The sequence below is a fragment of the Pseudonocardia humida genome, assembly GCF_023898865.1.
In the GTDB taxonomy this organism is placed as follows: Bacteria; Actinomycetota; Actinomycetes; order Mycobacteriales; family Pseudonocardiaceae; genus Pseudonocardia; species Pseudonocardia humida.
Genome location: NZ_JAGSOV010000016.1, coordinates 1 through 26,714 on the forward strand (window position 1 = coordinate 1; position 26,714 = coordinate 26,714).

Here is a 26,714-nt window from a genome sequence, read left to right on the forward strand (position 1 = left end):
CTCTTGTCGCCCACGGGGGTGTCCGGAGCGGTACGGCAGCGGGCCCGCACCCCTCGGGTGGAGGGGTGCGGGCCCGGGGGTCCTGCCGGTCGGATCAGGGGGCGTCGGTGTAGACCGGCTTGCCGCCGATGGGGCCGGTGACCGCGGCGTTCGTGGCGGTGATCTTCGCGGAAGCGGTGGCGGTGGCGCCGGGGGCGATCGAACCCAGCGCGGGACCACCCAGGTCGCTGATCTCCCAGCCGCTCGGCACCGTGAAGCTGGACGACGGGTCGAGCTTCAGCGCGGTTGTCACCACACCATCGAGTGACCTGGGGCAGCCCCTCCACGACACCGCCACCGCTGGTCACAGCATCCTCGACCGCGTGACCACGGTCGTGGGACGGGGCGTGCCGACGGACGTCCCGCACCGACGACAGCGTCAGGCGCGGACGGTGAGCCCCACGCGCTGGAACTCCTTGAGGTCGGAGTAGCCCGTCTTGGCCAGCGCCCGGCGCAGCGCCCCGAACAGGTTGATCCCGTCGCCGCCCGTCGCCGGGCCGAACAGCACCTGCTCCAGGTCGCACTTTCCCGGGCCGCCGACCGGTCCCGAGACGCCCGAGCGCGGCAGGGACGGGTGGGCGGCGGCGGAGGTCCAGTAGTAGCCGCGGCCGGGGGCCTCCCCGGACGCCACGGCCAGCTGCTCGCCCAGCATCACCGCGTCGGCGCCGCAGGCGATGGCCTTGGCCATGTCGCCGGAGCCCGCCATCCCGCCGTCGGCGATGACGTGGACGTAGCGGCCCCCGGTCTCGTCGAGGTAGTCGCGGCGGGCGGCGGCGGCGTCGACGACGGCGGTGGCCATCGGCACTCCGATGCCCAGCACGTCGTCGGTGGTGGTGGCGGCGGACTCGCCGTACCCGACGATGACGCCCGCGGCGCCGGTGCGCATCAGGTGCATGGCGGTGCGGTAGTCGCCGACGCCACCGGCGACCACCGGGACGTCCAGCGAGGAGATGAAGTCCTTGAGGTTGAGCGGCTCCCCGCCGGAGACGTGCTCGGCGGAGATGATCGTGCCCTGCACGACGAGCACCTCGACGCCCGCCGAGAGCAGGGCGGGGGTCAGCTCGCGGGCGCGCTGGGGGCTCACCCTGGCCGCCACGGTGACCCCGGCCTCGCGGACCGCGCCCAGCGCCTCGGTCAGCAGCGCGGGCTGGATGGGTGCCGCGTGCAGCTCCTGCAGCAGCCGCACCGCGGCGGGCGGGCCGCCGTCGACGGCCGCGTCGACGACGCGGCCGAGCTCCCGGTCGGGGTCGGCGTGCCGGGCCCACAGGCCTTCGGCGTTGAGCACCGCGAGGCCGCCGAGGCGCCCGATCCGGATCGCGGTCGCCGGGGAGACGACCGCGTCGGTCGGGTGGGTCACCAGCGGGATGCCGAAGGGGTAGGCATCGAGCTGCCAGGAGGTGGACACCTCCTGGGAGCTCCTGGTGCGCCGGGAGGGCACGATCTCGACCTGGGACAGGTCGTAGCTGCGACGGGCCTCGCGGCCCATCCCGATCTCGACGACGTCACGCACGTCTGAGCAGCCTAGGCCGTGCCGCGAAAGCCCTGGTCGTCGGGCTTCGTGATCCAGGTCGTTCCCGGCGAGGCGCCGGCCCGCTCAGCGGGCCGCGTAGTTGGGCGACTCGACCGTCATGGTGACGTCGTGCGGGTGGCTCTCCTTCAGCCCGGCCGCGGTGATCCGCACCAGCTGGGCCTGCTGCAGCTGCGGGATGGTCTCCGCGCCCGCGTAGCCCATCCCGGAGCGCAGCCCGCCCACCAGCTGGTGCACGACCTGGGCGAGCGGACCGCGGAACGGGATGCGGCCCTCGATGCCCTCGGGGACCAGCTTGTCCTCGCTGAGGACGTCGTCCTGGGCGTAGCGGTCGCGCGAGTAGGAGCGGTTGTTCTCCCGGCTGCGCATCGCGCCCAGCGACCCCATGCCGCGGTAGGTCTTGTACTGGTTGGCGCCCACCAGGATCAGCTCACCGGGGGACTCCGCGGTGCCGGCCAGCAGGCTGCCCAGCATCACCGAGGACGCGCCGGCCGCGATGGCCTTGGAGATGTCGCCGGAGTACTGGATGCCGCCATCGCCGATGACCGGGACGCCGGCGGGCGCGCACGCCTGGGCCGCCTCGTAGATCGCGGTGATCTGCGGCGCGCCCACCCCGGCCACGACCCGGGTGGTGCAGATGGAGCCCGGCCCGACCCCGACCTTGACCGCGTCGGCGCCGGCCTCGACGAGCGCCTGGGCGCCGGCGCGGGTGGCCACGTTGCCGCCGACGATGTCGACGCCGTTGCCCACCTCGGCCTGCAGCTTGGCCACGGTCTCCAGCACGCGCCGGGAGTGGCCGTGCGCGGTGTCGACCATCAGCACGTCGACGCCGGCCTCGACCAGCGTCATCGCCCTGGCGTATGCCTCCTCGCCGACCCCGACGGCCGCGGCGACGACCAGCCTGCCGTCGGGGTCCTTGGTGGCCAGCGGGTACTTCTCGGTCTTGTTGAAGTCCTTGATGGTGATCAGCCCGCGCAGGATGCCGTCGCCGTCGATGACGGGCAGCTTCTCCAGCTTGTGCCGGCGCAGCAGGCCGAGCGCGACCGCCGCGGTGACGCCGACCCGCGCGGTGACCAGCGGGGCCGGGGTCATCACCTCGCTCACCGGGCGGCTGTGGTCCATCTCGAACCGCATGTCGCGGTTGGTGATGATGCCGACCAGCCTGCCGTCGGCGTCGGTGACCGGCACACCGGAGATGCGGTACTTGCCGCACAGCGCGTCGACCTGGGCCAGCGTGTCGTCCGGCGAGCAGGTGACCGGGTCGGTGACCATGCCGGCCTCCGACCGCTTCACCACCTCGACCTGGGCCGCCTGCTCGGTGGGCGACAGGTTGCGGTGCAGCACGCCCAGCCCGCCGGCGCGGGCCATCGCGATGGCCATCCGGGACTCGGTGACGGTGTCCATGGGGGACGACACCAGCGGCACCTTGATCCGCACGTTGCGGGTGATCTGCGTGCCCGTGTCGACCGCGCTGGGCACGACGTCGGACTCCGCGGGAAGCAGCAGCACGTCGTCGAAGGTCAGGCCGAGCATCGCGAACTTCGGCGGGAGTCCGGCGGTCTCGTTCGTCATTGGGGGGGTCACATCCTCGACCGCGGGGACTTCGATGGAAGCTCATCGTATCCGCGCGATCGACCGCGGGACCGGCGGCGGGCCCGCGCTGCGCCGAACGTCGCGGCCGCGGCGGATCGCCCACCGCGTTCGACGAGGTTCACGACCGCGGCGCGGGCGGGGAGAGTACTGTCGAGACCGTGCCACCCGACTCGCTCCCACCGGACCCGTTCGCCGGGGATCCGCAGGACCCCGCGCTGTCACTGGACCGCATGGAGCCCGAGGAGCAGGACGCGCTGAGCGACGAGGAACGCGACGAGGTCGTCGCCGACCTGGCCGACCTGGCCGTCTACCAGGCCCTGCTGGAGGTGCGCGGCGTCCGCGGCATCGTCGTCGACTGCGGCGACTGCGGCGAGCAGCACTTCCACGAGTGGAGCCTGCTGCGCGCCAGCCTCCAGCAACTGCTCGACGAGGGCCAGATGCGTCCGCACGAGCCCGCCTTCGACCCCGACCCGGCCAGCTACGTCAGCTGGGAGTACTGCCGCGGCTACGCCGACGCGGTGCTCTCCGACGCCTGAGCCGCAACCCCTCCGCGAACCGCCAACGCCCCGCCGGTCTCGACCGGCGGGGCGTTCGTCGTCGGGACGACCGCGCTCAGGAGGTGGGCGGGGCCGTGTCCGGCACGGTGCCCGTGGCGGTGCCGGTCGTGGTGCCGGTCGTGGTGCCGGTCGTGGTGCCGGTCGCGGTGCCCGTGCCCACCACCGGCCCCTGGCCCTCGGTGCTGCTGCTCGGCTCGGTGGTCGTCGGCTCCGGGTCGGCCGAGGTGGTGTCCGGCAGGACGTCGCCGCCGGGCGGCAGCGGCACGGTCTCGTTCTCGCCGTCGTCGGCCGGATCGGGCTCGGTGGTGGTCTCCAGGACCGTCTCGCGCGGCGGGGTGCCCTCCCCGGTGCCCGGGTCGGCCTCGGTCTGCGTACCGGTGCCCGTCGGGCTCCGGCGCGGGTCGAGCTGGGTCGGGTCGGGACGCTCCCCCGTCGACGTGCCCTCGGAGGTGCCGGGCACCGGCACCGGCAGGGCCGGGTCGGTCTCGACGAGCGCGCCCGCCGGCACCGGCCTGCTCGGCTGCGTGCTGAGCGGGGTGGTCAGGTCGGCCACCACGCCCGGGGGCGTCTCGGCCGCCTTGGCCAGCAGGAAGTCCTGCACGTCGGCCAGCTCGACCAGGCCCTCCTCCGGGCGGATCGCCCCGAGGTCGGCCCGGGCCAGCTGCAGCTCGTCGGCCGCGGCGTCGGGCCTGCCCTCGACCAGGGCCTGCTTGGCCCGGTCGATGTGGTCCTGGACGCGGTCGGCGGCCTCCACCGAGGCGGCGCGCTCGGAGAACAGCACCTTGGAGATGGGCCACAGCACGTCGTCGGGCTCGGCCGAGGCCGACCCGATCGACACCCCGCCCATCGTGATGACCAGGAAGGCGGCCGCGGCGGCGAGCGGGGCCAGGTGGCGCACGCGGGCCGACCGGCGGCGCGTGGCGCCCCCGTCGCGGGCCGCGGCGATGGCGGCGATCGCCGTGTCCACGTCGACCAGCTCGGGCACCGGCTCGGCGTCGACCTCGGCCCGCCATGCGGCCAGGATGGCGGCGACGCGGTCCTCGGACCCGTGGCCGACGGAGGACTGCGGGGCCACCGTGAAGCCCGCGGACAGCGCGTTGATCAGCTCGTCGTCGGCGTGGACCGCGACCAGGTCGAGCGGTTCGTGCGCGTCGGTGTCGACCATGTCCTGGTCGTGGAGTGGGAACGCGCGGGTCCGCACGCCATCGGGATGGACGCCGTTGGCACGTCGGGGGTCGTGCCGGTTGTCACGCATGTCAGACCACCTCCTCAGGCATCGACCTGCGGAGCCGCGCGAGCGCCCGGTGTTGGGCGACGCGGACGGCTCCGGGGGTGGAGCCCACGGCGTCCGCCGTTTCCTCGGCGGAGAGCCCCACCACTACGCGAAGCACCAGGATCTCTCGTTGTTTCTCGGGGAGCGTGTCGAGCAGCTGGCCCAGCTCGTCGGACAGCTCGACGCGCAGTGCCCGCTGCTCGGGCCCGTCGGCGGCCTCGGCCGCATCGGGGAGGTCCGCAACCGGTTCGGCGCGGTTGCGGGTCGCCGACCTGTGCGCGTCGATCACCTTGTGGGAGGCGATGCCGTAGACGAACGCCAGGAACGGCCGACCCTGGACCCGGTAGCCGGGCAGGGCCGTCAAGACGGCCAAACACACCTCCTGCGCAACGTCGTCCGCCGAGACGGACGACCTGTCCAGTCGACCGAGCCGGGCGCGGCAGTACCGCACGACCAGCGGCCGGATGATTGACAACACGCTCTCGACCGCTCCGCGGTCCCCCGCCATGGCGAGGACCACCAGCTCGTCGGGAACGTCGTTCGTGTCACTCATCGCGGTCCGTCGACACGACGTTACGCAACATGTTCGTCATCATCCGTTCGTGAGGCCGCTCACGGTCAGTGCCCGACCGTGTCCTCATTGCGGACCACGGTAGCGAAAACCTCCGGGCGCGCGGGCACCGCCTGCGCTCTACGCCGGGTATGACGCGAACCACCGGGGTGGCGTTGCGGAGCCGGGGGAACGGTCACCCAGGCGGCCCTACGGGGGGCGGGCAGCGCCACCGCTGCCGCGGACCCCGGCCTCACGCCGGTCGCGCCGGCCGCGGAGGCGGGCGTCGAGCGGCCTCTCGAGTCGTGGGACGTGGCTGTCGAAGAGCCCCGCGGCCCCCGCGAACGGACGGGAGCCACGGGGCGTGTCGGGTCGGTCCCCGGTCAGGAGACCAGGCCGCGCCGGAAGCCGTGGGCCACGGCCTGGGCGCGGTCGCGGACGCCGAGCTTGCGGAACAGCCGGCGGGCGTGCGTCTTCACGGTGTCCTCCGACAGGTAGAGCTCGCGGCCGATCTGGCCGTTGCTCTTGCCCTGGCTCATCCCGCGAAGCACCTGCAGCTCGCGCTCGGTCAGCTGGACACCGGGGTCGGTCGGGGTGCGGGGGGTGGGGACGGCGGTGCTGGCCAGGGTGTGCGCCAGCGCGGCGACGAGCTCCGGGCGGGAGGCGTCCCAGCGCAGGTAGCCGCGCGCGCCGCCGGCGATGGCCGCGGCGATGCTGCCGGCGTCGTCCGGGGCGCCGAAGACGATGACGTTGGCCTGCGGGTGGGCGGCGACCAGCCGCCGGGTGGCCTCGACGCCCGTGGGCACGGCGCGCTGGGTGCCGACGAGCACCACGTCCACCGGTTGGCGGGAGAACCGGGCCAGCAACTCGTCCCCGTGGGCTACGCAGTCGATCCGGTGCACACCGGGCACCGCGGACATCACGCGGGTCAGTCCCTCGCGGACGCTGCGACGATCGTCGCAAATAAGTACCGTCGTCACGACGATTCCTTCCTGCAGCTTCCTGCAGCCGGGTGATGTGTCACCCCCCGCATCGGCGGGCGACCGGCCTACCTTGACACGATCAGGGTGCTTTTGTGGCCTCCATTCGGGAGTCTTGCGCCCAGTGGCTCAGTACATGTGGGTTAGCTGCCTCCGAATGGAGTAACTACACTACCGGCAGCGGCGATGGAAGCCACGGCGACTCCCGCATCGGTAGCCGCCCCACGGGATCTGCTCTCGCTACGATGACACTCAACGTGACACTCACGGAGTGTCGTCGGCGTGTCGCACCGCTCGTCGTGTCGCTCGACGATTGCCGAACCGCTGCCCGACTCCACTCGTTTGCGAGTGGCTCGCGATACGGATTCTCTGCCGCTACCGGCTCGCCGGGCCCCACCTCCGGCTGTCGAGAGCTCTCGTGGCCCTTTCGGGCCGGATCTGCGGGTTCGCCGAGGTCCGCCTGGGCCACGCGGGGTGATCGACGCTAGGCCGTTCGAGCTACGGCACGAACGGGGCAGGACATCACCTCAGGGCGCAACGAGCAGGGCCGTTCGGGATGCCGCCACCCACTCCTCCGGCGGGTGGCGCGACCTCGGCGGAGGCCTGCCCCGCAGCGGGCGCGCCTCGCCCGTTCCGCGCGCACCCCTGACCACCAGGACGGGTGTCGTCCGCGGTGTCGAGCAGCCGGACGGCGGCCGGACGGCCGGGAGACCGCCGCGCGGGCCGCCCCTGCCCCGCGGGACCCGCCGGTCGGCGTGCAGCCGGGTGCGCACCACGCCGCAGTCGCACCTGCTCCGACCACCCAGGGTGACCGCCAAGATCGCCCTATCGTGTGTCGGCGGCCGCGGGGCCGGACGCGCTCAAACGGCGACCGCGCCGCTGATCTCCTCGCAGGCCGAGGCGAGCGAGGTGAGCACCGGGACCCGCGGGGGCAGCTCCCGACCGGACCAGCCGGGTCCGCCCACGTACGTGCGGAAGCGGGGGCGGGTGCGCGGCAGCGCCCGCAGCACCTCGACGTCGGCGGTCCGGGCGACCTGCGCCCACAGGAACACCGCCGCCGGCGCCGTCCGGCGCACCGCGGCCACCAGCGCGGCGGCCGGCAGGTCGGGACCCAACGGCCGGCAGCTGACACCGCGCTCGGCCAGCGCGGCGGCCAGCGCCACCGAGGGCAGCACGTGCTGCTCCCCCGGCATCGCGGCCAGCAGCACCGGCGGCGCCCCCGACCGGGCGGGCTCCGGGACGGCCCGCACCCCGAACACCGCCATCGCGCAGGCGCTCAGCAGGTGCTCGATCTCGACCCCGGTCCCCGAGTAGGACCACCGCTGGGCCACCGCGACGAGCACCGGGCGCACGACCTCGTCCCACGCGGCGACGACGCCGTCGGCGTCGATGGCGTCGCGGATCTGGTCGCGCACGGCCCCGGAGTCCAGCGCCATCGCCGCGCGCCCGAGCCCGCGCGCGGCCGGGGTGGCCGACCCCAGGCGCAGCACGCCCCCGCCGGCCCGGCGGGGCACCTCGAGGTCGGTCGCGCGCGCGGGGGCGGCCACCGCCGGAATGGCGTCGGCCGGCGCGGCGTCGGCCGGCGCGGCGTCGGCCGGCGCGGGGTCGGCCGGCGCGGGGTCGGCCGGCGCGGGGTCGGCCGGCGCGGGGTCGGGCCGGGCCTCGACGAGGTGCAGCCGTCCGGTGCGGGCGTGCTGCGCGGCGTCGGCGGCGGACGCCCCGCGCAGCAGGGCGCGGCGCATCAGGTCCAGCCGGGCGAGGTCCTCGGTGGAGTAGCGCCGGTGCCGGCCCGGGCTGTGGTCCGAGGGCCCCAGCCCGTAGCGGCGGTCCCAGGTGCGCAGGGTGGCCGGTGCGACGCCGAGCCGCCGGGCGGCGGCCGCTACGCCGAGTGAGAGCTGTTCGCCGTCCCACTCGGCACCTTCGGGTCCGGCGCCGTCGGTCGGAGGCCGTTTATCACCGTCGGCGACGGGAACCGGAACGGACTGCCCCGTCCCGGTGATCTTCCGTCGTGCGGTGTCGCGACTCACCGGCACATCCTGCGGGCACCGCCGGTGGCGCGCCAGCCCGGGCGACCAGGCAGCGGCCCGCGCGGGTGAACCAAAATCGGTATCTTGAACAAGGTTTGAAGCGGTCTGCCGGCGGGCACTTCGTCTCCGACGAGGGCCCAGAGGACGGGATGGTGGAGATGGCCGACACCAGGAGGCTTCCGACGCCGGTCGCGGAGACCTATGCGTGGCAGATGCGCGGCTCGTGCCGGGGGATGGACAGCGGCTTCTTCTTCCACCCGGAGGGCGAGCGCGGGCCGGCCAAGGCCAGCCGCGAAGCCCGCGCGAAGGAGGTGTGCCGGCGCTGCCCGGTGATCGAGGAATGCCGGCAGCACGCGCTGACCGCACACGAGCCGTACGGAGTGTGGGGCGGGCTCTCCGAGTCCGAGCGCGACGAGATCATCCGCGGGCACGGCAGGCGCCTGCGGGTCTCCCAGGACACGCCGGTCTCGCGCTGACCGGCAGAACGCGAACGGCGGGCCCACCCGAGGGGTGGGCCCGCCGTTCCGTCGTCCGGGCTTCGCTCAGTGGCCGTGCCCGTGACCGTGACCGGCCGCGGCCGGCTCCGGGGGCTCCGGCTTGTCGACGACCGCGCTCTCGGTGGTGAGCACCATGCGCGCGATCGACGCCGCGTTCACCACGGCCGAGCGGGTGACCTTGACCGGGTCGATGACGCCGTCGGCCATCAGGTCGCCGTAGGTGTTGGTGGCCGCGTTGTAGCCGCTGCCCCACTCCTGCTCGGCGACCTTGGAGACGACGACCGCGCCCTCGAGACCGCCGTTGGCGGCGATCCAGAACAGCGGGGCGGTCAGCGCCTTGCGGACCACGCTGACGCCGGTGGCCTCGTCGCCGGACAGGCCCAGCCCGCCCTCGAGCGCCTTGGCCGCCTGCACCAGCGCGGACCCGCCGCCGGGGACGATGCCCTCCTCGACCGCGGCCCGGGTGGCCGACACCGCGTCCTCGATGCGGTGCTTGCGCTCCTTGAGCGCGGTCTCGGTGGCCGCCCCGACCTTGATCACCGCGACGCCGCCGGACAGCTTGGCCAGCCGCTCCTGCAGCTTCTCGCGGTCCCAGTCGGAGTCGCTGTCCTCGACCTCGCGCTTGAGCTGCGCGACGCGCGCCTCGACGTCGGCCGCGCTGCCACCGCCCTCGACCAGGGTCGTGGCGTCCTTGGTGATCACCGCGCGGCGGACGGTGCCCAGCTGGTCCAGGGTGGTCTCGGACAGCTTCTGGCCCATGTCGGGGTTGATGACCGCACCGCCGGTGGCGATGGCCAGGTCGTCCATGAAGGCCTTGCGGCGGTCGCCGAAGAACGGCGACTTGACCGCGGCGACCTTGATGGTCTTGCGGATCGAGTTGACCACCAGGGTGGACAGCGCCTCGCCCTCGACGTCCTCGGCGACGATCAGCAGCGGCTTGCTGCCGTCGGCCAGGACCTTCTCCAGCAGCGGCAGCAGGTCGGCGATGGCGCTGATCTTCTCGCGGTGCAGCAGGACGTAGGCGTTCTCCAGCACCGCCTCCATCGACTCCGCGTCGGTGACGAAGTACGGGGAGAGGTAGCCCTTGTCGAACTGCAGGCCCTCGGTGATCTCCAGCTCGGTGGCGAGCGTGGAGCCCTCCTCGATGGTGATCACGCCGTCCTTGCCGACGGCCTCGAGCGCCTCGCTGATCAGCTCGCCGATCTCCCGCTCGCGGGAGGCGATCTCGCCGATCTGCGCGATGTGCGACTTCCCGTCGACCGGGATCGCCTTCTCCTTGAGCACCTCGGCGACCTTTTCGGCGGCCTTGGCGATGCCCACGCCCAGCGCCATCGGGTTGGCGCCGGCCGCGACGTTGCGCAGGCCGGCGGCGACCATCGCCTGGGCGAGCACGGTGGCGGTGGTGGTGCCGTCGCCCGCGACGTCGTTGGTCTTGGTGGCGACGGCCTTGGCGAGCTGCGCGCCGAGGTTCTCGAACGGGTCCTCGAGGTCGACCTCGCGCGCGATGGTGACACCGTCGTTGGTGACGGTCGGCCCACCGAACTTCTTGTCCAGCACGACGTGACGACCCCGCGGGCCCAGGGTGACCTTGACCGCGTCGGCCAGCTGGTTCACCCCGCGCTCCAGTGCGCGGCGGGTCGTCTCGTCGAAGCTGATCTGCTTCGGCATGTCCTGCCTCTCCTATGACTCGCGAACGAACGCCGCCCCGGCAGCCACTCGGTCGAGCGACCACCGGGGCGGCGGACTACGGAACTGCGGGCTGCGTCAGTTGACGACCGCGAGCACGTCGCGCGCGGAGAGGATCAGGTACTCCTCGCCGTTGTACTTGACCTCGGTGCCGCCGTACTTCGAGTAGATGACGACGTCGCCGACCGCGACGTCCAGCGGGACGCGGTTGCCGTTGTCGTCGATCCGGCCCGGGCCGACCGCGAGGACCTTGCCCTCCTGCGGCTTCTCCTTGGCGGTGTCCGGGATGACGATGCCGGAGGCCGTGGTGGTCTCCGCCTCGCTGGCCTGAACGACGATCTTGTCCTCGAGCGGCTTGATGTTCGCCACTTGAGTACCTCCCCTTGGGGTTCGTGCTTCGGCTACATGGATCCTGGGTGACGGCCTGGGGCGCCCCGTCGTCGCGGGTGCCGGAGCGCCTCGTCGCGGCCGTTCGTTGGCACTCTACCCATGAGAGTGCCAACCCCTCAACGTCGCCCCGCCACGTCGTGCGCGACCGCCCCGGACGATCGGCCGCCGGAGTGTCGTCAGCGGGGCGGAGCCCGGATCGAGCGACCCCGCCCCCGCGGGCGGGCTACGCCGCGGCGTCCCGGGCCCGCTCCAGGCCGTCCAGGACCAGCTCCAGGCCGTACCCGAACTGCTCGCCGTGGTCGTAGCCGGGCTTCATGATCAGTTCGGCGCCCATCTCGGCCAGGTGCGGGTACGCCGCCGCCGAGAACCCGTCCATGATCGAGGCGGTCAGTTCGGTCAGCTCGGCGGGCGTGTCGAACGGCAGGCTCGCCTCCTGCACCGCGTACCCGTAGACGTAGCTGTCCAGCAGCGAGAACGCGTGCGCGGCCAGCTCGACGGAGAACCCGGCGCGGCGCAGGCTGCCGATCACCGAGTCGAGGTTGCGGAGCATCGCCGGGCCGGGGCGGGTGCGGCTGAGCACGACCGTCCCCCACGGGTGGCGGGCGAGTGCGGCGCGGGCCGAGACCGCGCGCCGGCGCATCGCCTGCCGCCAGCCGACGTCGTCGGTGGGGAGGTCGAACTCGCCCAGCACCAGTTCGGCGAGGCCGTCGAGCACCTCGTCCTTGTTGGCGACGTGCTTGTAGAGCGACATCGCCTCGACGCCCAGCTCCTGGCCGAGCTTGCGCATGGTGAGCGCCGCGAGGCCGTCGCGGTCGGCCAGATCGGCGGCGGCGCGCAGGACGCGGTCGCGGTTCAGGGGGCTGCGGGGTCCGGCGGCTGGTCGGGTCGGCATGGTCACCTCCGTTGACAAGCTTACTAAGTACCCCTAGCTTACTTAGTAAGCCGACGAGGGGACGACCATGCAGACCGAGCAGCAGGCCGCGATGAAGGCGGCCGTGCGCCGCGAGTACGGACCGCCGGACGTGCTCCGGCTCGACGACGTGCCGGTGCCGACGATCACCGCCGACCAGGTGCTGGTCCGGGTGCGCGCGGCCGGGGTCGACCCCGGCGTGCTGTTCTTCCTGACCGGGCGCCCGCGCGTCCTGCGCGCCGTGGCCGGGATCGCCCGCCCGACGCAGCCGGTCCTCGGCCGTGCGCTGGCCGGGCGGGTCGAGGCGGTCGGCGCGGCGGTGACGAGGTTCCGGGCCGGCGACGAGGTCTACGGCGAGGTCCCGCACGGCGCCTACGCCGAGTACGCCGCGGCGCCTGCGCACCTGCTGGCGGTCAAGCCGACCGGGCTGTCGTTCGCCGAGGCGGCGGCCGTGCCGCTGTCCGGGACGGCGGCGCTGCAGTGCCTGCGCGACGCCGGGCGCCTGCGGCCCGGCTCGCACGTGCTGGTCAACGGGGCCACCGGCGGGGTCGGGACGTTCGCCGTGCAGATCGCCAAGGCGCTCGGGGCCCGGGTGACGGCCGTCTGCTCACCGGACGGCGCCGCGCTGGTCACCGCGCTCGGCGCCGACCACGTCGTCGACCGCACCCGCGACGACTTCACCGACGCCGGCCCGCGCTACGACGTGGTCCTCGACCTGGTCGGCAACCGCACGCTCGCGCAGTGCCGGCGGGTGCTCGCCCCCGGTGGGCGGCTGGTGCTCTCGGCCGGTCCCCCGGCCCCCTCGATCCGGCGCACGCTGGTCGGGCTGCTGAGCTACCCGGTCCTGCGCCGCAAGATCGTCCCGGGGTTCGCGGTGCCGCGCGCGGCCGATCTCGACCGGCTGCGCGAGATGGTCGACTCCGGGGCGGTCCGCCCGGCCCTGGACCGGACCTACCCGTTGGCCGAGGCCGCGGAGGCGCTGCGCGCGCAGGCCGCGGGCCACGCCCGCGGCAAGACCGTGCTCACCGTGCCCTGACGAGGACCTCGGTGACCGGCATCTGGGAGTCGGCCGGGAGGTCGAGCGGGGAGGCCGGGGCACCCGCCACCGCCAGGTGCGCCCCGAGGGCGGCGACCATGGCGCCGTTGTCGGTGCACAGCCCCGGCCGCGGCACCCGCAGCACGATCCCGGCCGCGTCGCAGCGCTCCTGGGCCAGCGCGCGCAGCCGGGAGTTCGCCGCCACCCCGCCGCCGAGCAGCAGCGTCTCCATCCCGCGCTCGCGGGCGGCGCGCACGGCCTTCGCGGTGAGCACGTCGACCACCGCCTCCTGGAACGACGCCGCCACGTCGGCCACCGGGACCGGTGCGCCCGCCCGGGCCAGCGCCTCGACGTGCCGGGCGACCGCGGTCTTCAGCCCGGAGAACGAGAAGTCGAACGCCGCGTCGCGGGGGCCGGTGAGCCCGCGCGGGAACGCGACCGCCGCCGGGTCGCCGTCGCGGGCGACGCGGTCGATGTGCGGGCCGCCCGGGAACGGCAGCCCGAGCAGCCGGGCGACCTTGTCGAAGGCCTCGCCCGCGGCGTCGTCGATGGTGGCGCCCAGCGGGGTGACCGGGCCGGCCAGGTCGGGCACGTCGAGCAGGCTGGAGTGGCCGCCGGAGACCAGCAGCGCCAGGCACGGCGGCAGCGGCCCGTGCTGCAGGGTGTCGACCGCGACGTGCGCCGACAGGTGGTTGACCCCGTAGAGCGGCACGTCCCACGCGGTCGCGTAGGCCTTCGCCGCGGCCACCCCGACCAGCAGCGCCCCGGTCAGCCCCGGCCCGGACGTCACCGCGACGGCGTCGACGTCGCGGCCGCTGACCCCCGCAGTGGCCAGCGCCCGGTGCACGGCCGGGACCATGGCCTGCAGGTGCGCGCGGGAGGCCACCTCCGGCACCACCCCGCCGAAGCGGGCGTGCTCGTCGACGCTGGAGGCGACCTCGTTGGCCAGCAGGGTCGTCGCGCCGCCCTCCGCGCGCACGACCCCGACGCCGGTCTCGTCGCAGGAGGTCTCGATGCCCAGGACGATCACTTCACGGCCTCCCGCCGCATGGTGTGCGCGTCGGCCCGGCTCACCGGGTAGTACCTGCGGCGCAGGCCGACGACGGCGAAGCCCTCGGACTCGTAGAGCCGGTGCGCGGGCTCGTTGTCGGTGCGCACCTCGAGGAACACCTCGGCGCGCTCCTGGTCGGCCACCGCGAGCAGGCCCCGCACCAGCGCCCGCCCGATGCCCTTGCCCTGGTGCTCCGGGGCGACGGCCACGGTGTGCACCTCGGCCTCCGGGCGCGGCGGGCCCGCGGTGAACGCCAGCCCGGCGTAGCCGACCAGCTCGTCGTCGCAGCGCGCGGCCAGGTAGTGGTGCCAGGAGGCCAGCGCGTCCAGGAAGGCCCGCTCCGACCAGGGCTGGGAATCGGCGAAGAGCACCGCGTCGAGCTCGGCGGCGCGCGCGGCGTCCTCCGGGCGCAGCTCGTCGATCACCAGGGCCGTCACGGGGTGGTCACCTTCTTGGCCTGCCCGGGCGGCACGGCGTCGGGGCGGCGCAGGTAGAGCGGCTCCAGCGGGGCGGGCTCGGCGCCGGCGCGCAGCGCGGCGGCGGCCACCGCGACCAGCCCGACGGGCGAGGGTCCGGCGGTGGAGCGCACCGCCAGCCCGGTCGCCGCGGCCGACGGCCCGGCGGCGGCCGTCGCGCCGAGCTCGGGCAGCCGGTCGACGAGCGCGGCGGGCGCCGTCACGTGCGGCCCGTCGAGGAGGGTGCCCGCGCCGTCGTACGCGGCCCAGTAGACCTCGCGGCGGCGGGCGTCGGTGACGACGACGAGCGGCTCGCCCGCGGCGACGTCGGCGGCGATGGCGTCGAGGGTGCCCACGCCGTGCACCGGGACGCCGAGCGCGTCGCCGAGGGCGGCCGCGGTGACCATCCCGACCCGCAGCCCGGTGAACGGCCCGGGCCCGACCCCGGTGACCACGGCGTCGACCTCCGCGAGCTTCGCCCCGGCGTCCGCGCAGGCCGCCAGCACGCCCGGCATCAGCAGCTCGGCGTGCCGGCGGGCGTTCTCGGTGACCCGGGCCGCGCGCGGCCGGACCGCGTCGGCCGTCAGCTCGACCAGGCCCGCGGTGATGGCGGGCGTGGCGGTGTCGATGGCCAGGACGAGCACGCACCGAGGGTAGGCCGCGCGCCCCGACCGCCTCTCACCAGGTCGAGAGCAGCCCGGGGAGCTCGGCGAGGCGGTGCAGGACGCCGTCGGGGTGGACGTCGACGGGGACCTGCTGCACGGCCGGGATGTCGGAGTGCGGCACCAGGACCGCGCGCATGCCGACGCCCTTGGCCCCGCTGATGTCGTCGTAGGGGCGGTCGCCGACGTAGACGGCGCGGGACGGGTCGCCGACGCCGACGGCGTCGAGCGCGGCCCGGAACGCCGACGGGTGCGGCTTGGTCCAGGGCAGGTCGCTGCTCCAGACGGTGGCGTCGAACAGGTCGAGCACGCCGTCGCGGCGCAGCCAGTCCTGGTGCCAGGCGGCGGGCCACGGCGTCGAGGACAGCACGCCCAGGCGCAGCCCCCGCTCGCGCAGCTCCCGCAGCATCGGTGCGGCCTCCGGGTCGGTGTGGGTGGCCTGCACCCAGAACTCCCGGTACGCGTCGAGGGCGCGGTCGTCGTGCTCGGCCGCGGCGTCCGCCAGCACGTGGGCCAGGGTGAACGCGCGGTGCTCGTCGCGCACGGTCGCCCAGCGGGCGGCGTCGGCGGCCAGCAGGGCGCTCGCCGCCTCCCGGGCGCGGTCCTCGTCCTGCGGGTGGGCGGCGCCGGCGTAGGCGCGCCACGCGTCGTGCGCGTCGATCGTCTTCCAGGGGGTGAGCGTGCCGCCCCAGTCGAAGATCACCGCGTCGATCGTCCCCGGCGCGATCGTCACCGCGGGCCCTCGACGCGCTCCACGGTCGCCTCCCGGACGTCGTCGTCGCGGCGGTCGAGGCGGACCAGCAGGTGCCGGGCGGCCAGGCGTTCGGCCACGCCCTCCCCCCACTCCACGACGACGACGGCGGAGTCGAGGTCGGTGTCGAGGTCGAGGTCGTCGAGCTCGGCGGCGACGTCGGTGGCGAAGCCGAGCCGGTAGGCGTCGACGTGCACGAGCGGCACGCCCGCCCCGCCGGGCAGCGGCCGGTGCTCGCGGGCGATGACGAACGTCGGCGAGGTGACCGCGCCGGCCACGCCGAGCCCCCGGGCGATGCCGCGGACCAGCACCGTCTTCCCCGCCCCGAGCGGACCGGAGAGCACGACGAGGTCGCCCGCGCCGAGCCCGTCGGCCAGCCGCTCGCCCAGCGCCTCGGTGTCGGCCGCGGTGGGCAGCTCGACCGGGACGCCCGTCCGCGCGGATGTGCTCATGCCCGCCTCCGCATCCCGCGCTGCCGCGTGCGGAACGCGGACCGGCGCAGCAGTCTGACCAGTGCCTCGTCGGTGGCCATGGGTTGCTCCAGCATCGGCAGGTGCCCGACGCCGGGCAGCACCACCAGCTCCGCGTCGGGCAGTTCGGCGGCGATCCGCTCGCTGTGGCTGACCGGGATGACCTTGTCGGCGTCGCCGGCCAGCACCAGCACCTCGCAGGTGGCCAGCGCGGGCAGCGCGGCGATCCGGTTGTGGCTGCCCAGGGTGTCGACGAAGTCGGTGAGCGCGTCGACGGCGTTGACCCGGATCATGGTGTCGACCAGGTCGACCAGCCAGGGCGCGACGTTGCGGTCGCCGTAGGCGACGCTGCCGGTGATCGAGCGGATGATCCCGGCGGTGGCCTGGCGGGCACCCTCGATCAGCGCGGGCTGCGCCCGTGCGACCAGGCCGACCGCGCGGGTGAGCGGGTTGTGCCGGGACAGCAGCGTGGCCCGCAGGCCCTGCCCGCCGATCTCGCCGGCCGAGGTGGCGATGAACGCGACCCCGGCCACCCGCTCGGTGAACAGCTCCGGGTTGTTCTCGGCCAGCGCCATCACGCTCATGCCGCCCATCGAGTGCGCGACGAGCACCAGCGGGCCCTGCGGGGCCAGCGCCCGGATCACCGCGTCGAGGTCGCGGCCGAGCTGCTCGATGGTGCAGCTCTCGGTGGAGGCCCGCTCGGAGCGGCCGTGGCTGCGCAGGTCGTAGAGGACCTGGCGGACGCGCGGCCCGTCCAGCCCGGCCAGCGTCCGGCGCTGGAAGTGCCAGGTGCGGCGGTCGAGCGCCATGCCGTGGATGAGCACGACGGTCAGCGCCGCGGGCCCGCCGGTGGCCTCGATCTCCTCGCAGGACAGCCGGACGCCGTCGTCGGCGGTGACCGAGGAGGTCTCGCCGGGCGGCTGCGTGCCCGGCTCGACCACGGACTCGCTGAGCTCGGCGGCCAGCTCGCGCCGCTCGGTGGCGATGCGGTGGCGGCGGCGGGCGACCAGCCCCGCGGCGGCCACGCCGACCGCGCCCGCGGCACCCGCGGCGGCTCCCCAGACCCCGCGCTTCACCACCGCGGCTCCTCCCCGCCCGCCCCGGTGTGCACGCGGGTGACGCGGCGCAGATGCACGCCCGTGACGACCTCGTAGTGGATGGTGCCCAGCTCGTCGGCCCAGTCCTGGGCCGTCGGAGCACCGTCGGTTCCCGGGCCGAACAGCACGGCCTCGTCGCCGACGCGGACCTCGTCGTCGCCGCAGTCGACGACGACCTGGTCCATGCAGACGCGCCCGACGACCGGGCGCAGCGCGCCGCCCAGCAGCACCTTCATCCGGCCGTGCCGGTTGAGCGCGCGGGTGACGCCGTCGGCGTAGCCGACCGGGAGCAGGGCGAGCGTCGTCTCCCGCGGGGTGGTCCACGCGTGGCCGTAGGAGACGCCCTCGCCCGCCGGCACCCGCTTGGCCAGCACCACGCGGGCCCGCAGGGTCATCGCCGGGACGAGCGGGCTCTGGGCCACCGGCCGGTCGAACGGGTCGAGCCCGTAGACCGCGATGCCCGGGCGGACCAGGTCGAAGTGCAGGTCGGGGCGGGACATCGTGGCCGCCGAGTTGGCCAGGTGGCGGATCGGGTCGAGCCCGCGCTCGCGCGCCGCCGTCCAGGCCGCGGTGAGCCGGGCGGCCTGGACGTCCAGCGAGGGGTGGTCGGGGGTGTCGGCGTTGGCCAGGTGCGACCAGACGGCGACGACCTCGGCCTCGCCGTCGGCGGCGGCCTTGGCCGCGGCGTCGAGGAGGTCGGGCCACTGCGCGGCGGGGGCGCCGTTGCGGGACAGGCCGGTGTCGGCCTTCAGGTGCAGCCGGGCGGGCCGCCCGGCGGCGCGGGCCCCGGCCAGCACGGCGGCCAGGTGCTCGCGCGAGGAGACCGCGAGGTCGACGTCCGAGGACACCGCCGGCCCGAAGTCCTCACCCGGCAGGTGCAGCCAGGACAGCAGCGGCGCGGTGATCCCGGCCGCGCGCAGGGCGGCGGCCTCGTCGAGGGTGCACACCCCGAGCCAGGACGCTCCGGCCCGCAGCGCGGCGCCCGCGACCTCGACGGCGCCGTGGCCGTAACCGTCGGCCTTGAGCACGGCCATCAGCTCCGCGCCCGGCGAGGCCCGCCGGAGCACGTCGACGTTGTGCCGGACGGCGGCGAGGTCCACCACCGCCTCGGCGCGCACTGCCTCCGCGCGCACTGACGGGTCGGTCACGCGGCTCATCATCGCATCCGGTACCGACCGGTAAAGGGGGCGCAGGGGTCAGCGGGCGAGCGCCCGCAGGGTGCGCAGGGCGTCCGGGACGGCCGCCTGCAGCAGCGATGCGGGGGCGGGCGCGGTGGCCCCGGTGCCCGAGGTGGGCCTCGTCCCCCTGGCCGCCAGGTCGGCGGCCAGCCCGTGCGCGAGGCAGGCGCAGCCCGCGGCCCACCACGGGTCCAGCCCGGCGGCCAGCAGCGCGCCGATCATCCCGGTCAGCACGTCGCCGGAGCCCGCGGTGGCGGCCCACGACGAGTCGGCGGCGTGCACCATCACCCGCCCACCCGGATCGGCGACGACGGTGGCGTTGCCCTTGAGCAGCACCGTCACGTCCAGCTCGCGGGCGGCCCGGACGGCGGCGGCGATCCGGTCGTCGCCCACGTCGCCGGCCAGCCGGGCGAACTCGCGGTCGTGCGGGGTGATCACCACCGGGCGCCCGGCGACCGCGGAGCGCAGGTCGGCGTGCTCGGCCAGCAGGGTGATGGCGTCGGCGTCGACGCACAGCGGGACGTCGCGGTCGAGCACGGCCGACAGCAGGGCCCGCCCGGCGTCGTCGGTGCCGATGCCGGGGCCGACCGCCCAGGACTGCGTGCGCCCGGCCTCGCCGATCGCGTCGGTGGCCACCACCTCCGGCCAGCGGGCCCGCACCCCCGCCGCGGCCGAGCCGGCGAAGCGGACCATGCCGCTGGTGGCCAGGACCGCGGCCCCGGTGGCCAGGACGGCGGCGCCCGGGTAGGTGGCCGAGCCGGCGGCCACCCCGGTCACGCCCTGGGTGTACTTGTCGTCGCGCGGCCCGGGCACCGGCCAGCGGGCGGCGACGTCGGCCGCCTCGACCACGTGCGCGCGCGGCTCGGGCAGGTGCTCGCCGAGCCCGATGTCCACGAGGTGCACCGGCCCGCAGGAGGAGCGGGCCAGCACGTGCACCGGCTTGGGCGCCCCGAAGGTGACAGTCGCGTCGGCGACCACCGCCGGGCCGGGGGCGGTGCCGGTGTCGGTGTCGACGCCGCTGGGCACGTCCACCGCGAGCAGCGGGATGCCCGCGCGGCGCACGGCGGCGACGATCGTCGCCGCCGGCTCGCGCAGCGGGCCCCGCCCCGAGATCCCGACGATGCCGTCGACGACCAGGTCGGCGCCGGTGGCGGCGACCAGCCCGGCCTGCGGGTCGACGGCTCGGCCCCCGGCCCGCACGAGCGCGGCCAGCCCGGCGGGGTGGGCGCGGTCGGGGTCGAGCAGGACCGCGGTGACGCCGACCCCCCGGCGCCGCAGGGTCACCCCCGCCCACAGCGCGTCGCCGCCGTTGTTGCCCGCCCCGACCAGCAGCACCACCCGCGAGCCGGACACGCCGCCGCGCTCGGCGAGCATCCGGGCGGCGTGCGTCGCCAGCCCGAACGCCGCCCGGCGCATCAGCGCGCCCTCCGGCGCGCGGTCGAGCAGCACGGCCTCGGTGGTGCGGATCTGCTCCGCGGTCCAGACGCCCTTCATCGGCCCGACGCTAGTGTCCCGGGCCGATCTGGGTCAGGCGAGCTCGAGCGTGTAGTTGATGAGCCCGCCGTCGACCGAGGTGACGCTGACGTTCAGGTCGATGCTCTCTCCGCCGCCGGTGACCGCGCAGGTCACCGACTTGCCCACCTCGGGGGCCAGGTCGCCGGCGCAGTCGGCGCCGTCGACCTCGGTCTGCAGCTCCTGGGCCACCTGCTCGGCGACCTTGCGGTCCAGCAGGGCCTTGGCGACCGGGCGCGCCTCGGTGGTGATGTCGAAGTTGGCCTGGTCGCCCTGCAGGGAGGTGACCGTGGCGACGGCGTCGACCGGCTGGCCGTCCACGGTGAACTCGCAGCGGACCGTCTTGCCCACCTCGGCGTCGAGGTCCTCGGGGCAGGTCACGCCGTCGGCGGTGATCCCCTGCTCGGTCAGCTTCCCGCCGATCGCGGACGCCACGTCGTCCTTCGGCACGCTGCCCGAGCAGCCGGCCAGGCCGGCGCCGAGCACGACGACCAGGCCCGCGGTCGCCAGGCCCCTGCTGATGCTGCTCATCGGTTCCCCCACACGAGTAGGGCCGCCCCCGGCGGCCAGCCGTGCGATCGTTCGCTGAACACGGGGGCGGCGTTATCCGCTGCATACGTCGTGTGGCGTAGATCTCTCGCCGGTTCGACCGTACGGGTGTCACCCGCCCGTCCCACGCCCAGATGGACCCGCGCGTGGTCGCGGGCCGCGACCGTGCCGTTCGCGCGGTCCACCGCCGCGACGGATAGCGTTGCGGTGTGACGACGACCCGCTCCGGGGTGGCCCGCCCACCGGCACCGCGCAACTCCAAGGACGCGGTGGAGCAGCTGTCCAAGCCCGGGCCGCACCAGGCGCTGCGCGGCGACCTGGGCATGGTCGGGCTGCCCGGCGTGGTGTTCGCGCCGAGCGAGGGGCTGGGGCTGCCGGCCGTCGCGTTCGGGCACGACTGGCTGCAGCCCGCCGAGCGCTACGCCGACCTGCTGCGCCACCTAGCCACCTGGGGCATCGTCGCGGCCGCCCCCGGCAGCCACCGCGGCCCGCTGCCCAGCCACGCCGGGTTCGCCGCCGACCTGCGCACCACCCTGGACGTGTGCGTGGGCGTGCGCCTCGGGGAGGGCAAGGTCAGCGTCGACTCCCGGCGCACCGCGTTCGCCGGGCACGGCATCGGCGGCGGCGCGGCGCTGCTGGCCGCCGTCGGCCACCCGCGGGCCGCGGCCGTGGTGACGATCGCCGTCGCGCAGACCCGGCCCTCCGCCCTGGACGCCGCCCGCGAGCTCACCGTGCCGGTGCTGCACCTGGCCGCGGGCAAGGACACGGTGACCCCGGCGGGCGGCCACGCCGAGCCCATCGCCGCCTCCGGCGGCGGCCCCGTGTGGCTGCGCACCATCGACAAGGCCACCCACACGGGCTTCCTGGAGGGCTCGCACTGGTCCGACTTCGTGCTCTCCGGCAGCCCCGACAACAGGACGCGCCGGATCACCCGGGCCCTGGTGACGGCGTTCCTGCTGGACAAGCTGTGCGGGGAGGACCGGGTCGGCGTCCTCGTCGACGGCAAGGTCCCCGGCACCACCCTCGCCGAGCGCTCCTGAGGGTCGTCACGCGCCCGGCGGCAACCGCGCGCGCAGCGCGGCGATCCTCGGCTCCATGGCGTCCCCCGGCACGCCGAACGCGGTGGGCAGCCCGATCGGGACGCTGGTCGCGACGACGCCCTCGACGAACAGGTCGACCCGGCTGACCGTCGGGCCGCTGACCGAGCGCAGCGCCGCACCGGGGGCGAGCGCGTCGAGGGTCGTGCCGATCGCGCCGCCGGTCCACACCGGCACCCCGGCCAGGCAACCCGCACTGACCACGTGCGTGTGCCCGGCGAGGATCATCCGGACGTCGCCGCCGCTGATGGCGGTGGCCAGGTCGGCGGGGTTCTGCAGGGCGATGGCCGCGGCCAGCGGGGTGGGCGAGGGCAGCGGGGGGTGGTGCAGCGCGAGGACGGTGCCGTGCTCGGCGGGCGTGCGCAGCCGCTCGCGCAGCCGGTCGAGCCGCTCGGCGTCCAGCCACCCGTAGCCGGCGCCGGGGACGGTGCTGTCCAGCACGACGATGCGCAGGCCGTCGACCACCAGCGCGTGCTCGACGGGCCCGTCGGTGCGCGGCCGGTCGAGGAGGTGCTCCCGCAGGGCGTCGCGGCGGTCGTGGTTCCCGGCGGCGTACAGCGTCGCGGCGCCGAGCCGGGCCGCGACCGGGGCGACGACGTCGCGCAGGCGCCGGTACTGCTCCGGGGTGCCGTCCTCGACCAGGTCGCCGGTGAGGACGAGCGCCGCGGGCCGCAGACCGGACGACTCGACGGCGCGGAGCGCCTCGCCGAGCAGCACCCCGGTGTCGACCGGGTCGCGCGGGGTGCCCCCCGGCGGCCCGACGTGCGGGTCGGTGATGTGGATCAGCGTGTGCGTCGGTCCCATCACCCCAGCCTGGCCGCGTCCGCTCAGGTGTAGTACGACGCGAAGCACTCCGCGCTGGTCGCCTCCTCCGGCGCCGCGTCCAGCTGCAGCTCCAGCGGTGTCGTCGAGCCCGGCGGGAGGACGATGCTGGTGTACGGGTAGCCCGAGGTCTTGCTCCCGTCGTAGCGCTGGGAGGTCGACTCCCCGCCGACGATGCGCCCCTCGTCGTCGCGCAGCAGGACCACCACCGTGGGCTGGACCTCCTCGGCGAGGGTGGAGGTGGCCTCGCAGCTCACCCGGTAGCTGCGGCCCAGCGAGTCGTCGTCGGGCGGCTGCAGCTCGGCGGACCCGAAGGTCACCGCCTCCGGCGCGGCGTCGTCCTCCCAGTTGACCGAGGTGACGGTGATGTTCATCCGGGCCGGGCGGACGGTGTAGGTGTCGGCGCTGCCGTAGGCCAGGCCGTACGAGCTGGCCGCGTTCGTCGCCCCGGGCGGCACCGGGTAGATCGAGACGTCCTCGCCCTGGTTCAGCACGACGCCGCGGTCGTCGGTGAACGTCACCGTCATGCTCACCGAGCCGACGGTCCACGTCTGCGGGTTCGGGTTGCGCACCCGGATCGACCAGGTGACCGCCCACTCGCCCACCCCGTTCTGCACGGGGGTGAACCCGAAGTCGGCGACCTCCAGGTCGGCGCGTCCGGGGGCGGGGTTGACCGCGCCCTGGTAGGTGACCGTGCCGGGACCGCCGGTCGGTGCGCCGGCCTCGGTCTGCCCGCCGCCCGCCGGGTCCGGGTCGAGCAGCTGCGGCACCAGGAACACGGCCGCGGCGACGACCGCCACCACAGCGGCCACGGCCACGGCGATCCACGTCCGGCGCGACGACCGGCCCTCGGCGCGGTCGGGGCCGGTGCGCTCGGGCGGGGTGGGCGGGCCGGCGCGGTTCGACGGCGGCGGGACGGCGCGCGTGGTCGGCGCGCCCCCGCTCGCGGCGCGCGGCGCGACCACCGGCAGCCGGGTGGTGTCGAGGTGGTCGAGGTGGCCGGTGACCTCCTCGTCGAGCTCCTCGATCACGATCGCGGACGGCGGCACCCCGTTCGCGCGCTGCAGGTGCTGGAAGGCCTGGCCGAACTCCAGCGCGCTGCGCGGCCGGTCGGCCGGGTCCTTGGCCATGGCCCGCTCCAGCAGCGAGCACACGTCGGCGGGCACCCCGCGGGGGCGCAGGTCGGGCACGGGGTCGCGGATGACCCGGGCCAGCAGCGGCGCCAGCGAGTGCTCACCCGTCCGCACGAAGGGGGCCGAACCCGCCAGCAGCGTGTAGAGCGTCGAGGCCAGCGAGTAGAGGTCGGACCGGGCGGTGGGCGGGTGCCCGTCGAGCACCTCGGGCGGCGCGTGCGACAGCGTCGCGGTGACCACACCGGACTGCGTCTGCAGCGCCCCGCTCATCCGGGCGATGCCGAAGTCGGCCAGCACCGGTTCGCCGTAGCGGGAGACCATCACGTTGTCGGGCTTGATGTCGCGGTGCAGGACGCCGGAGCGGTGCGCCGTCTCCAGGGCGCCGCTCAGCTTGACCGCGATCTCGGCCACCCGGCGCACGTCGAACGTGCCCTGCCGGTCGAGGTGGTCGGACAGGGTGCCGCCGGGCAGGTACTCCATCGCCAGGAACGGCGCGCCCTCGGCGGTGGTGCCGCTGTCGTAGACGGTGACGATGTTCGGGTGCTGGGCCAGCGCGCCGAGGACCTGGCGCTCGCGCTCGAAGCGGGCGACGGTGTCGCCGTCGACGACGCCACCGCTGAGCACCTTGATCGCGACGTCCTGGGCGAAGGCCACGCGCCGCGCCCGGTAGACGGTGGCGAACCCGCCGCGGCCGATCTCGACGACGTCGCGGTAGCCGCTGATCTCTAACTCGGCGAAGCGGCCCGTCACCGCGTTGTTGCTCTCCGTCGTCATCGAGATCCTGCCCCCACCGAGTGCCGCCGAGCGCAGACGGTAGCAGTCTGACGAGCGCGATCACTCCGTGGAGCTACGCACGGGACCACTACCAGCGGGTACCCGAACGCGCTGTCACGATCCCCCTGGCCGCGCCTTCGCCACGGCCTCCGCCACGACCCGCGGCGCCAGCTCCTCGTCGACGTCGACGTCGCTGCTGGCCCCGAAGGCGACGTCGACCTTGACGACGAAGTCGCCGGTGCTGACCCAGATGGCGTCCCGCTTGCCGGTGGTGATCCGCAGCGCCCGCTCCGCCCCGGCCGGCGGGTCGTACGGGACCGGCCGCCCGACGGTGGCGCAGCGGCCGGCCACCTCGGTGAGCCGGTCCATGAACGCGACCGCGGCCCCCGGGGCGAACGCGCCCAGGTAGGCGTCGAGCTGGTAGTCCTGGGCCCGGGGGGCGGCGACGCTGCGCTCGACCTCGGCGGTCTTGCCGTCCTGCGGGACGACGAGGTCGCACCAGAGCACCGAGGCCAGGTCACTGTAGGGTGGCGCGTCGAGCTCGGTGGCCCCCGGCTCGACGTCGTCGGCCCCCAGCAGCAGCGGCTCCAGGTCGGGGACGCCGACGACGGCCTGCAGGCCGCCGTCGTTCGTGCCGGTCGGGGTGATCTGCCCGGTGGCGCCCTCCCCGTCGACCATGCCGGGGACGACCACGATCGCGGCCACGACGAGGGCCGCGAGCCCGGCGCCCACGGCGGGCAGCAGCCACGGCCTGCGCCGGGCCGGGCGGTCGTCGCGGTCGGGCGGGGGCCCGCCCGCGGGCGAGGGACCGGTGCCGCCGGGCGGCGGTGGCGGGGCGGCGTGCCGGCCGGGACCCGGCCCGTGCGCCGGGGGCGCGGGGTGGTGCGCCGCGGGCGCGGGGTGGTGCGCCGCGGGCGCGGGGTGGTGCGCCGCGGGCGCGGGGTGGTGCGCCGCGGGCGCGGGGTGGAACGCGGTCGGTCCGGGGTGGGGCGCGGCCGGGACGCGCCGGGACTCCGACGGTCGCGGCACGGGCAGCGGCGGGGCGGCCGGGGGCCGGGCGCCGGACGGCGCCGCGCCGAACGACCCGGACGGCGCAGCGGGGGCGGCCGATCCCGGCCATCCGGGCTCCTCGACCGCGACGTCGTCGCCCAGCTGCTCGACGATCAGCGACGACACCGGGACCCCGTTGGCCCGCTGCAGCTGCTGGAAGCCCTGCCCGAACTCCAGCGCGCTGCGCGGGCGCTCGTTCGGGTCCTTGGCCAGCGCCTGCTCCAGCAGCGCGCACACGTCCGGCGGGACGCCTCGGGGGCGCAGGTCGGGCACGGGGTCGCTGAGCACCCGGCCGATCAGCGGGGTGAGCGAGCGCTCGGTGCCGTACACGAAGGGGGGCTTCCCGGCGAGCAGCGCGTAGAGCGTGGAGGCCAGCGAGTACACGTCCGAGCGGGGCGTCGGCGGGTGGCCCTCCAGGACCTCCGGCGGCGCGTGCGAGAGCGTCGCGTTCACCACGCCCGACTCCGTCTGCAGCGCCCCGCTCATCCGGGCGATGCCGAAGTCGGCCAGCACGGGCTCGCCGTAGCGGGAGAACAGCACGTTGTCGGGCTTGATGTCGCGGTGCAGCACGCCGGTGCGGTGCGCGGTCTCCAGCGCGCCGCAGAGCTTGACGGCGATGTCGGCGACGCGCCGCACGTCCAGCGTGCCGCGCTGCTTGAGCTGCTCGGACAGCGTGCCGCCGGGCAGGTACTCCATGACCAGGAACGGCGAGCCGTCGGCCGTGGTGGCGCTGTCGTAGAGCGTGACGATGTAGGGGTGCTGGGCCAGCGCCCCGAGGACCTGGCGCTCCCGCTCGAACCGGGCCCGGGCGAACGGGTCGACCGTGGAGAGGGTGAGCACCTTGATGGCGACGTCCTGGTGGAACGCGACCCGGCGGGCGCGGTAGACCACCGCGAACCCGCCCCGGCCGATCTCGACCACCCGGTCGTAGCCGGTGATCCGCGCCGCGGCGAGCATGCTCGTCGCGGCGTCGTTGCCAGTCGTCATCAGGGATAGGCCTCCGGCTGACGACGCTAGCAACCGGGACCGACAGACCACCCGTCCGGG

At 75.3% G+C, this 26,714-nt stretch carries 26 protein-coding genes; 4 read left to right on the top strand and 22 right to left on the bottom strand.

Going from position 1 to position 26,714, the window contains the following annotated elements; all coding sequences use genetic code 11:
* Nucleotides 1–94: 94 nt before the first annotated feature.
* The 3 genes from KDL28_RS07600 to guaB all read right to left on the bottom strand — a co-directional run bounded on the left by KDL28_RS07600 (nucleotide 95) and on the right by guaB (nucleotide 3,139).
* A complete protein-coding gene (locus KDL28_RS07600; RefSeq protein ID WP_252436663.1) occupies nucleotides 95–292 on the bottom strand; it encodes an NEW3 domain-containing protein in 198 nt (65 codons plus the stop codon).
* A gap of 126 nt (nucleotides 293–418) precedes the next feature.
* A complete protein-coding gene (locus tag KDL28_RS07605; protein ID WP_252436664.1) occupies nucleotides 419–1,549 on the bottom strand; it encodes a GuaB3 family IMP dehydrogenase-related protein in 1,131 nt (376 codons plus the stop codon).
* An 84-nt stretch (nucleotides 1,550–1,633) separates the two neighbouring features.
* Complete coding sequence (gene guaB / locus KDL28_RS07610; protein WP_252436665.1) at nucleotides 1,634–3,139, bottom strand: IMP dehydrogenase; 1,506 nt, start codon at nucleotides 3,137–3,139, stop codon at nucleotides 1,634–1,636.
* Nucleotides 3,140–3,318: 179 nt separating this feature from the next.
* Here guaB and KDL28_RS07615 point away from each other — a divergent pair, with 179 nt between their 5' ends.
* Nucleotides 3,319–3,696: a DUF5319 domain-containing protein gene (locus KDL28_RS07615; protein ID WP_252436666.1), complete on the top strand. Its 378-nt coding sequence runs from the start codon at nucleotides 3,319–3,321 to the stop codon at nucleotides 3,694–3,696.
* Nucleotides 3,697–3,772: 76 nt separating this feature from the next.
* Here the strand turns inward: KDL28_RS07615 and KDL28_RS07620 are convergent, their stop codons facing one another.
* The 4 genes from KDL28_RS07620 to KDL28_RS07635 form a co-directional block, all read right to left on the bottom strand.
* Nucleotides 3,773–4,882 (bottom strand): anti-sigma-D factor RsdA, encoded by a 1,110-nt coding sequence (locus KDL28_RS07620; protein WP_252436667.1) that lies wholly within the window; start codon nucleotides 4,880–4,882, stop codon nucleotides 3,773–3,775.
* Nucleotides 4,883–4,973: 91 nt separating this feature from the next.
* Entirely contained in the window at nucleotides 4,974–5,543 is a 570-nt protein-coding gene (locus KDL28_RS07625) for a sigma-70 family RNA polymerase sigma factor (protein WP_252436668.1), read from the bottom strand.
* Nucleotides 5,544–5,923: 380 nt separating this feature from the next.
* Nucleotides 5,924–6,520, bottom strand: a complete 597-nt coding sequence (locus KDL28_RS07630) for a response regulator transcription factor (RefSeq protein ID WP_214407107.1) — start codon at nucleotides 6,518–6,520, stop codon at nucleotides 5,924–5,926.
* Nucleotides 6,521–7,380: 860 nt separating this feature from the next.
* Nucleotides 7,381–8,547, bottom strand: a complete 1,167-nt coding sequence (locus KDL28_RS07635) for a MerR family transcriptional regulator (RefSeq protein WP_252436669.1) — start codon at nucleotides 8,545–8,547, stop codon at nucleotides 7,381–7,383.
* A 158-nt stretch (nucleotides 8,548–8,705) separates the two neighbouring features.
* Between KDL28_RS07635 and KDL28_RS07640 the strand changes: the two genes are divergently transcribed.
* Complete coding sequence (locus tag KDL28_RS07640) at nucleotides 8,706–9,023, top strand: WhiB family transcriptional regulator (protein ID WP_305882189.1); 318 nt, start codon at nucleotides 8,706–8,708, stop codon at nucleotides 9,021–9,023.
* Nucleotides 9,024–9,089: 66 nt separating this feature from the next.
* On the opposite strand, the gene groL is transcribed toward KDL28_RS07640, so the two are convergent.
* The 3 genes from groL to KDL28_RS07655 form a co-directional block, all read right to left on the bottom strand.
* Nucleotides 9,090–10,712, bottom strand: a complete 1,623-nt coding sequence (gene groL / locus KDL28_RS07645; protein ID WP_252436670.1) for a chaperonin GroEL — start codon at nucleotides 10,710–10,712, stop codon at nucleotides 9,090–9,092.
* Nucleotides 10,713–10,808: 96 nt separating this feature from the next.
* Nucleotides 10,809–11,099 (bottom strand): co-chaperone GroES, encoded by a 291-nt coding sequence (gene groES / locus KDL28_RS07650; protein ID WP_013677399.1) that lies wholly within the window; start codon nucleotides 11,097–11,099, stop codon nucleotides 10,809–10,811.
* Nucleotides 11,100–11,343: 244 nt separating this feature from the next.
* Nucleotides 11,344–12,012 (bottom strand): TetR/AcrR family transcriptional regulator C-terminal domain-containing protein, encoded by a 669-nt coding sequence (locus KDL28_RS07655; protein WP_252436671.1) that lies wholly within the window; start codon nucleotides 12,010–12,012, stop codon nucleotides 11,344–11,346.
* A gap of 67 nt (nucleotides 12,013–12,079) precedes the next feature.
* On the opposite strand from KDL28_RS07655, the gene KDL28_RS07660 reads away from it, so the two are divergent.
* Complete coding sequence (locus KDL28_RS07660; protein WP_252436672.1) at nucleotides 12,080–13,066, top strand: NAD(P)-dependent alcohol dehydrogenase; 987 nt, start codon at nucleotides 12,080–12,082, stop codon at nucleotides 13,064–13,066.
* Here the strand turns inward: KDL28_RS07660 and tsaD are convergent.
* From tsaD to KDL28_RS07705, 9 genes are read right to left on the bottom strand one after another with little or no spacing between them, the layout of a single operon-like run.
* Complete coding sequence (tsaD, locus tag KDL28_RS07665; RefSeq protein ID WP_252436673.1) at nucleotides 13,053–14,096, bottom strand: tRNA (adenosine(37)-N6)-threonylcarbamoyltransferase complex transferase subunit TsaD; 1,044 nt, start codon at nucleotides 14,094–14,096, stop codon at nucleotides 13,053–13,055. The two genes, KDL28_RS07660 and tsaD, sit on opposite strands and share 14 nt — an antisense overlap.
* Nucleotides 14,093–14,554: a ribosomal protein S18-alanine N-acetyltransferase gene (gene rimI / locus KDL28_RS07670; protein WP_372496910.1), complete on the bottom strand. Its 462-nt coding sequence runs from the start codon at nucleotides 14,552–14,554 to the stop codon at nucleotides 14,093–14,095. The genes tsaD and rimI overlap by 4 nt, the downstream gene beginning before the upstream one ends.
* A complete protein-coding gene (tsaB, locus tag KDL28_RS07675) occupies nucleotides 14,551–15,216 on the bottom strand; it encodes a tRNA (adenosine(37)-N6)-threonylcarbamoyltransferase complex dimerization subunit type 1 TsaB (protein WP_252436674.1) in 666 nt (221 codons plus the stop codon). Before tsaB ends, rimI begins: the two co-directional genes overlap by 4 nt.
* Nucleotides 15,217–15,250: 34 nt before the next feature.
* Nucleotides 15,251–15,967 (bottom strand): HAD family hydrolase, encoded by a 717-nt coding sequence (locus KDL28_RS07680; RefSeq protein WP_252436675.1) that lies wholly within the window; start codon nucleotides 15,965–15,967, stop codon nucleotides 15,251–15,253.
* Entirely contained in the window at nucleotides 15,964–16,437 is a 474-nt protein-coding gene (gene tsaE / locus KDL28_RS07685) for a tRNA (adenosine(37)-N6)-threonylcarbamoyltransferase complex ATPase subunit type 1 TsaE (protein ID WP_252436676.1), read from the bottom strand. Before tsaE ends, KDL28_RS07680 begins: the two co-directional genes overlap by 4 nt.
* Nucleotides 16,434–17,534, bottom strand: a complete 1,101-nt coding sequence (locus KDL28_RS07690; protein WP_252436677.1) for an alpha/beta fold hydrolase — start codon at nucleotides 17,532–17,534, stop codon at nucleotides 16,434–16,436. The genes tsaE and KDL28_RS07690 overlap by 4 nt, the downstream gene beginning before the upstream one ends.
* The gene (gene alr / locus KDL28_RS07695; RefSeq protein ID WP_372496911.1) at nucleotides 17,528–18,709 is read right to left on the bottom strand and encodes an alanine racemase; all 1,182 of its coding nucleotides are present in this window, start codon (nucleotides 18,707–18,709) and stop codon (nucleotides 17,528–17,530) included. The genes KDL28_RS07690 and alr overlap by 7 nt, the downstream gene beginning before the upstream one ends.
* Before the next feature lie 39 nt (nucleotides 18,710–18,748).
* Nucleotides 18,749–20,224 (bottom strand): NAD(P)H-hydrate dehydratase, encoded by a 1,476-nt coding sequence (locus KDL28_RS07700; protein ID WP_252436679.1) that lies wholly within the window; start codon nucleotides 20,222–20,224, stop codon nucleotides 18,749–18,751.
* A gap of 33 nt (nucleotides 20,225–20,257) precedes the next feature.
* Nucleotides 20,258–20,773, bottom strand: a complete 516-nt coding sequence (locus tag KDL28_RS07705) for a DUF4333 domain-containing protein (RefSeq protein WP_252436680.1) — start codon at nucleotides 20,771–20,773, stop codon at nucleotides 20,258–20,260.
* A 227-nt stretch (nucleotides 20,774–21,000) separates the two neighbouring features.
* Here KDL28_RS07705 and KDL28_RS07710 point away from each other — a divergent pair, with 227 nt between their 5' ends.
* The gene (locus KDL28_RS07710; RefSeq protein WP_252436681.1) at nucleotides 21,001–21,831 is read left to right on the top strand and encodes a poly(ethylene terephthalate) hydrolase family protein; all 831 of its coding nucleotides are present in this window, start codon (nucleotides 21,001–21,003) and stop codon (nucleotides 21,829–21,831) included.
* Nucleotides 21,832–21,837: 6 nt separating this feature from the next.
* Here the strand turns inward: KDL28_RS07710 and KDL28_RS07715 are convergent, their stop codons facing one another.
* From KDL28_RS07715 to KDL28_RS07725, 3 genes are all read right to left on the bottom strand, one after another.
* Nucleotides 21,838–22,692 (bottom strand): metallophosphoesterase, encoded by an 855-nt coding sequence (locus KDL28_RS07715; RefSeq protein WP_252436682.1) that lies wholly within the window; start codon nucleotides 22,690–22,692, stop codon nucleotides 21,838–21,840.
* 23 nt (nucleotides 22,693–22,715) lie between these two features.
* Nucleotides 22,716–24,617, bottom strand: coding sequence for a serine/threonine-protein kinase (locus KDL28_RS07720; RefSeq protein ID WP_252436683.1), 1,902 nt, complete (start codon nucleotides 24,615–24,617; stop codon nucleotides 22,716–22,718).
* Nucleotides 24,618–24,731: 114 nt separating this feature from the next.
* On the bottom strand, nucleotides 24,732–26,654 hold the full coding sequence (locus KDL28_RS07725; protein ID WP_252436684.1) for a serine/threonine-protein kinase: 1,923 nt from the start codon (nucleotides 26,652–26,654) through the stop codon (nucleotides 24,732–24,734).
* Nucleotides 26,655–26,714 lie beyond the last annotated feature (60 nt).